We start from the raw sequence: 6,934 nt of genomic DNA on the forward strand, positions 1-6,934 counted from the left end.
CCTCCGCAAGAAGTCCACGCCGAGCACATGCAGTTGCGGACCGCCGCCTGAACGCGACAGTCAAGACCCTGTCCGAAGAACGCGAGGCCCCTCAGTGTCGTTCTTGGCGCAGGTACACCAGTGCGACCAGGGCACGCTCGGACGGTGCAAGCCGGCAGCGACGGTCACCTTCCCGGGTGACGATCAGCATCGTGACCCACTCCACCAGGGCATGCGGGACATCGAGTACGGCACGATAAGGAACCAACGAGGCCCCCGAGTCGAAGAGCTGCGGACGTCAGACATCCCGCTCAACGCTTGAGGGCCTCGCCCGTTACACCACTCCCAACCATCACCCGATCAGGGGCCAAACTGAACAAGCTCACCGCATGGCCGCGATCTGGGCCGGCATCGACGCAGGAAAGACCCACCACCACTGCGTCGCGATCGACGAGAGCGGCCGTCGGCTGCTGTCGCGGCGCGTCGCCAACGACGAGCCTGACCTTCTCGAGCTTCTCACCGACGTCCCGGCCCTGGGCGACGAGGTGACTTGGGGAATCGACCTGGCCGACGGCGGATCCGCCCTGGCCATCGCAATCCTCCTCAACCATGACCAGCTGGTCCACTACATCTCCGGCCGAACCATCCACCGCGCCTCTGAGAGCTACCGCGGTGAAGGCAAGACCGATGCCAAGGACGCCGCGGTCATCGCGGATCAGGTTCGCATCCGGCGTGACCTCCAGCCCTTACGGTCCGAGGACGAGACCGTCACCGACCTCAAGATCCTCACCGGCCGGCGAATGGACCTGGTCGCGGACCGCACCCGCACCGTCAACCGGCTGCGGGCGCAACTGTCCGGACTCTTCCCCGGCCTTGAGCGGGTTCTGGACCTCACGAACACCGGCCCGCTCACCCTGCTGACCGGCTACCAGACCCCCCGGCTGCCCTACGTCGACTCGGCACCAAACGGCTGGCGACCTGGCTACGCAACCGCAGCGTTCGCAACGCCGACCAGCTCGCGGAGACGGCCTCCCAGGCCGCCGAGCGTCAGCACACCAGCCTGCCGAGCGAGAGGCTGACCGCGCAGATGGTGCACACGCTGGCGAAGGAGGTGATGGCTCTCAACCTGCAGGTCGCCGAGCTCGACAAGCTCATCGAGGCCCGGTTTCGCGATCACCACCACTTCGACGTGATCACCAGCATGCCCGGGCTGGGCGTCATCCTCGGTGCCGAGTTCCTGGCCGCCACCGGCGGAGACATGACCGTCTTCGGGACCTCCGACCGCCTCGCCAGCTTCGGCGGCGTCGCGCCGGTTCCACGTGACTCGGGCAAGATCAGCGGCAACCTGCGTCGGCCCAAGCGATACAACCGCCGCCTCCAACGCGTCTTCTACACCTCCGCGCTGTTCAGCATCCGAAGGTGTGCGGAGTCCCGCCGCTTCTACGATCGCAAACGGGCCGAGGGCAAGCGCCACACCCAAGCTGTCCTCGCTCTCGCCCGCCGTCGCGTCAACGTTCTCTGGGCGCTTCTACGCGACCAACGACGCTACGAGCCGATTCCGCCGACAGCCCTCGCGGCTTGACAAACGACATTAGGAATCCTACTCAGCGATCATTCGCAATTCCTAATTGGCAGCCGAGTCGGCGTGGGGCGCCGAGCGGCCAATCGTTTCTAGCTACGAGCAGCAGATCAGTTAGAGCCACACTCGGCGCCCCTGGGTGGGTGAACCATACGAAGGACTCACCACGTCCCGCAGAACAACGTAGGGATCAGTTAGCCGATCACCCGCTTCCGCAACCAGCGTGAGGCCGTGTCCCAGTGACCGATCTACCGCTGAGGGTCGGCTTGTCTGTGGAGTTGAACCGACGGCCTTCAGCTCGGCGGCGACTGCTGGGAGGTGCGCTCAGTTCTCTTGCGTTGCCGACGCCATCTGGCACCGGCGATCAGTGCGCCTATCAGCGCGGCGGCCACCGGCAGAGTGCTCCATTGGGCGTCAGTCGCTTTGTCGGTACGCGCACCGGATGCTGCAACAGCGGAGTGGCGTTCACGGTGGTTTACGGAGGGGGGAGCCAATCTGGGTGGCACTGCAGACGTGGGCCGTGGCGATTCAGGTACGGCGGAAGGGGATGCAGGTGTGCTGGGTGAGACAGTGACGTCCGCTTCGTCGCGGCCGAGCGCTGGGTAGCCTGCCTCCACCGTCACATTCCAGTGGCCGGGTGGAAGGGCTTCTTTCGTGCGGTATCTGGCCGGGTTTACAGAATCGCGGACCAGTGTCCAGGGGCCGACCGCCCTGTGACCATTAGCGCTTTGGGCATTGACCGTAGCGGCGACTCGCTCACTCACGGGATCGTTATCGTTGTCCCAGGAGACCGTGACCTCAACCTGGCCGTTGGTGTTCCCGGTGATGTCCAGGTCCAGAGTCCCGCCATGTGCATGCGCATCAGCGCCATACACCAAGGCCACGGTCCCAGCCAGCGCGGCCGCCAGGGTGGCCGGAAGGATTCTGCGCATCTTGGCTGCTCCTTGCCAGGGGGAAGGGCAGGCGGGATGTGGGGCTCCCGCCTGCCCTTCCAGCTATGGGAGATCAGGCGGGCTTCTCAGCCGTCCATATCTGAGACGGGGTTCCGGCAGCGAGCTGCAGCTCTATGAGCTTGGACCCGTAGTACGAGCGGTTGCTGACTCCTAGTACGTAGCGGATGTTGTCCATAGAGGTGATCGTTAGCCCGCTGCCGTTCTCGGTAATCTTCCAGCGCTGTGAGGCGATGTTCCTGCACCGCTGCTGGCCAACCCACATCCCCGCAGTGGCGCTCCCGCCAATCTGCAGGCATTTGCCGGTCGCCACGGAGCGGACCTGGTTGTACCCGCCTCCTGCGTTGTCGAAGTACCACTGCTGTTGCTTGTAGCCGTTGCGCTGGGAGCCGACAAGGACGGTGCCGTCGGCAGTCTGTCCTCCCCAGATCTCCGCCGCTGTTCCAGTCGCACCGTTGGTAAGCAAGTAGGGGGTGCTTGGCACCGGGGTCTTGCCACCTCCCCCGCCCGCGGTGCGGAAGCCGGTCGCTCTGCCCGGTCGCGTCTCCTTGCCGGAGGTGTCAAGCACCGAGACAGCAATGGTGTACTCAGTTCCTGGCCGCAGGTTGTAGATGCGCGCGCTCGTTGACTTCGCCCATCCCATTGGTTGGCTGTTCAAGAACAGTCGGTACCAGGCCGCGCCGTCGGCCGCCTTCCAGCTGACCACGGCAGAATCTGGACTGATCTCCCCAACGGTGACATCCGGCCCCGCCGTGGGGCCGCCCGTTGGACTTGGGCTGGGATCGGGTTGGCTGCCGCTCTTGCTCTTCATCAAGAACTGGTTGTCGGCGATGTTCCAGTGCGTAGCAAGGTAGCTGCCGGGTCTGGGACTGGTGTGGAAGTAGTCGTCGTGGTTGCAGTCCAGCCGGTTCTCGTACTGGCCCGCCTGGCAGACTGAGCGCATGCGCGGGTAGTAGGGACTGTCGGAATAGCACATCACGTCCCACTCGTCCGTGCAGTGGGCACCGTAGCTGGTGTTGGGCGCGCTGTTATTGACTGCGCCGAGGTTATGCCCCAGTTCGTGGGCGGCGGTGTGTCCGCCCCAGCAGCCGGTGTCAGTGCGCCCGTAGGAGGGGCCGAAGTTGCTGAGGTTGCTCTGGCCGGGCCGCTCGTCGCCGGCGAAGGTTCCTATGCCGCAGTAGATTTGGGCATCGGCGAAAATCATGTACTTGCGGTCACGGCGGTCGAGGCCTCTGGCAGCGAGCGCCTTATTCATGGCGCTGAACTCCGAAAGCGCCCAGGTAGGAAGTTCGACGTTGAGGACCGTAGGGGTGCAGTCGGCAGCTGTGACGTAGCGGATGTGTCTCACGCCGCCGGTGTCCTTAGCGCTCTCGGAGTAGATCAGGTCAGCGTCGGCCGCCCACTTGCGGAAGGACGCGCCATACGTCGCGTAGCGGTCGTACCCGGGGGGGTGAACGTAGACGACCTGGACACGGTTACCGGTGCTGCCGTCGCCATCGCATTGCACGGTTTGCCCGGCGGGGCCATTGGCGGTAGTCACTCCGGAGTCGTCGCCGGGATTCGTCGGCGGACTGCTTGCTTCTGAAGGAGCAGAGGCGTCGAAGCCTGGAACACTGGGGCTGGTCAGTGGGCTACGGGAGGGCTCCAGCTTTCTGGGGAGCCCGGGCTCCGGCGCTAAGTCGCCGACCTTTACCGCAGGAGGCGTATCCTTCTTGATGTTGACACTCTTTGGGGGCGCATCTGGACCGTGGGTGCAGTGACCTGTAGCGGTCTTGTACACCCCTGCGCACGGGTGTCCCTTGGGCGCCGGTTGGAGGCCTTTGTACACAAGCCCTCTGGCCGGTTCGTCCTTCGGTATTTCGGCCTGCGGCTCGGGCTCGTCATCCCTGAGCGGTTCGATTGCCGGCTCCGGCTTAATGAGGCTTGGAGCGCCGACGGCTTGCTTTTGTGGCGGCAGGGGGTCGGCATTTGTGGTGTAGTCGGCGGCCTCGTACGCTACCCCGCCGACGATCGTCACGAGTGCTAAGGCTGCGACGAATATGGACCGACGCGGTTTGCGGCGTCGGTGCTGCTCGAGTCTTCGGCGTCCGGACAAGCTGCACCTCTCCTCTTGGTCAAGAACGGTGCCGGAAGCTTGCCAGACTGGAAGAATGAAGGATTCAGACATAGCGGACTGCTGCCCCATGAGCAGCCTGGCGGAGAAAGGTCGGCCTTGACGTGCCGTCAACTATGCGACCCGGACCGCCATTTACCCGCAAGTAATCAAATGGTCTAGCCCTCTTCAAATATGCCGTGACCATATTGTTACAGCACTCCTCTGAGTGCCTGACATAACGCAGGCGCCTCAGTGGCACACCGCATCCACCTCAGTACAACGCGTACACCCTCAGGCCATCACGTCTGTCATAAGTGATCGCAAATGCTGTGCGGAATCAGTGCAACCAGGTAATGCAGCGGTCGGGTTGGCGGGCCCTGGTTGCGGACGTCGCAACACATCGCACAGTGGGCGCACACGTTCGACTCTAGTACTGCAATCACACTTGTGTGTGGTTGCAGTACTAGAGTGCTTCGTTAGGTTCTTCGTCTGGTTCTGTTGCGGGGCAGGGCTCGGCCGCAGGTGATGCAGGTGTCGGTCCAGCACTGCAGCGGGGCTTGGAGGGTGTCGAGGACCTGGTAGGGGGTCAGGCCGGCGTGTGGGCTTTTGGTCCGAGCCGCCGCATCGTGAGGAATGCCTGGGCGGCGGTGACGAGGGTGACGTGGTGGTGCCAGCCGCGCCAGGGGCGGCCTTCGAAGTGGTCCAGGCCCAGGCCGTGCTTGAGCTCGCGGTAATCGTGCTCGATCCGCCAGCGCATCTTCGCCCAGCCCACCAGGTCGGTGATCGGGGTGGTGGCGGGCAGGTTCGATATCCAGTAACCCGTCGGCTCGTCCTGCCCGTGCGGCCATTCGACCAGAAGAGTCCGGGTGGGCAGGACACCGTCCCACCGGTTGCGCCCGCCGCCCGCTTCCTGGGCCGCGGCCAGGGACTGCTTGCCCGCGGGCCGGACCGTCAGGGCGGAACCGCGAGGTCATCGCGCCTTTGCTGCCCTGACGCCAGGTGACTTCGGTGAACTGTTCCGCACCGGCTTGTGCCGCCAGGCAGACGGCTCGGGGCGGGGTGCGGTAACGGGGCAGGGCCGGCGGTCCGAGCCCGCCATAGGCGGGCTGTTGCGGCTCGGCCTCTTCGGCATGGGCGACTTCTTTGCCGGTCAGCGCCGACACGTAGGACAGTCCGCGTTCCTCGAGACCGAGCCGGAACGGAGTGCTGACGCCGTAGCCCGCGTCGGCGACCACCACCGGCGCCTTCAACTCCCAGCCGGTGAGCGTGTCCAGCAGACTGAGAGCCAGGCGCCACTTTTCCCGATGGGCAACGGCTTCGTCCAGCACTCCTGCCCGGCGGCAGCGGTCCGGCTCGTCCGTCCACTCCCGCGGCAGATACAACTGCCAGTGCAACGGGCACGAGGCGGTGTCGGTGGCGGCATGGACACTGACCGCGACCTGGCAGTTCGCCCGCTTTCCGAGCGCACCGCGGTACTGCCGGGCCACCCCGACCGACGCTGTGCCGCACTTGGGGAACGACACGTCATCGATCACCCACACCTCAGGCCGGACCGCTTCGGTCAGGCACTGGGCGATCCGCCGGCAACCGGCAGCGGATCCCACGGCGACTGGTTCACGAACTGCTGCAGGGCCTGCATATTCCCGTCCGGCAGCCGCTCGGCCATCGGCTGGACCGACTTGCGCCGGCCATCCAGCATCAGCCCCCGCAGATAACAGCCGCCCCACCGCGGCTGATCCCGCCGAGGCAACGACCCGAGCACATCGGCAACGAACTACGCCAACTCGCCCCGGAGCCGTTCCACCTCCCCCAGCCTCATGACCGAAGAATGCCCACCACCAGGCAAGATCACCCAACGTAACGAAGTAACGGCCGCCTCGGGAACCGCGGTTCTTGCGGTGTTGGTGCTGGTCGATGCGTTCGGGGGATGGTGTGCCGGATGCCGCGTCGTCGCAGGTAGCGGCGGTTCCTGCGGGAGATGCACGCCTTGTCCGTCAGGAAGTGGTCGGGCCGGGTGCGGGGCCGTCCGACCCCGGTGCGGGGCACGGAGACCTGTTCCAGCACGTGCTCGAGCTGGGGTCCGTCACCCCGGTGACCGGGGGTCAGGATCAGGCTGAGGGCCCGGCATCTGTCCTCTGCTGCAAGATGGATCTTCGTGGAGAACCCGCCGCGGGAGCGTCAGAGGGGGCTCCAGCCGTTCCCACTGAACCTTTTTTATCCTGCCTCTGCGGGGCTGTAAGGCCTGGTCAACTGGGGTGGTGACGTGGCAGAGCCCCCGGTCGTTGGCGGTGTTGATTCCACTCGACACCGCCGACAGCCCGGGGGCTCTGC

General features: G+C 65.3%; 1 protein-coding gene and 4 pseudogenes. 1 reads left to right on the forward strand and 4 read right to left on the reverse strand.

Annotated elements, in window-relative coordinates; translation table 11 throughout:
• Window positions 1-103 precede the first annotated feature (103 nt).
• Window positions 104-247 (reverse strand): annotated as a pseudogene (locus ACZ6C1_RS38250) (IS5/IS1182 family transposase); the annotation flags it as partial.
• A 121-nt stretch (window positions 248-368) separates the two neighbouring features.
• On the opposite strand from ACZ6C1_RS38250, the pseudogene ACZ6C1_RS38255 reads away from it, so the two are divergent.
• A pseudogene (locus ACZ6C1_RS38255) lies at window positions 369-1,561 on the forward strand (IS110 family RNA-guided transposase).
• A gap of 1,002 nt (window positions 1,562-2,563) precedes the next feature.
• Here the strand turns inward: ACZ6C1_RS38255 and ACZ6C1_RS38260 are convergent.
• The 3 genes and pseudogenes from ACZ6C1_RS38260 to ACZ6C1_RS38270 form a co-directional block, all read right to left on the reverse strand.
• On the reverse strand, window positions 2,564-4,525 hold the full coding sequence (locus ACZ6C1_RS38260) for an RICIN domain-containing protein (RefSeq protein WP_469247660.1): 1,962 nt from the start codon (window positions 4,523-4,525) through the stop codon (window positions 2,564-2,566).
• A gap of 664 nt (window positions 4,526-5,189) precedes the next feature.
• Window positions 5,190-6,365: pseudogene (locus ACZ6C1_RS38265) on the reverse strand (IS701 family transposase).
• A 106-nt stretch (window positions 6,366-6,471) separates the two neighbouring features.
• A pseudogene (locus tag ACZ6C1_RS38270) lies at window positions 6,472-6,781 on the reverse strand (transposase); the annotation flags it as partial.
• Between the last annotated feature and the right edge of the window lie 153 nt (window positions 6,782-6,934).

The sequence above is a fragment of the Streptomyces sp. NPDC041796 genome (genome assembly GCF_055590785.1).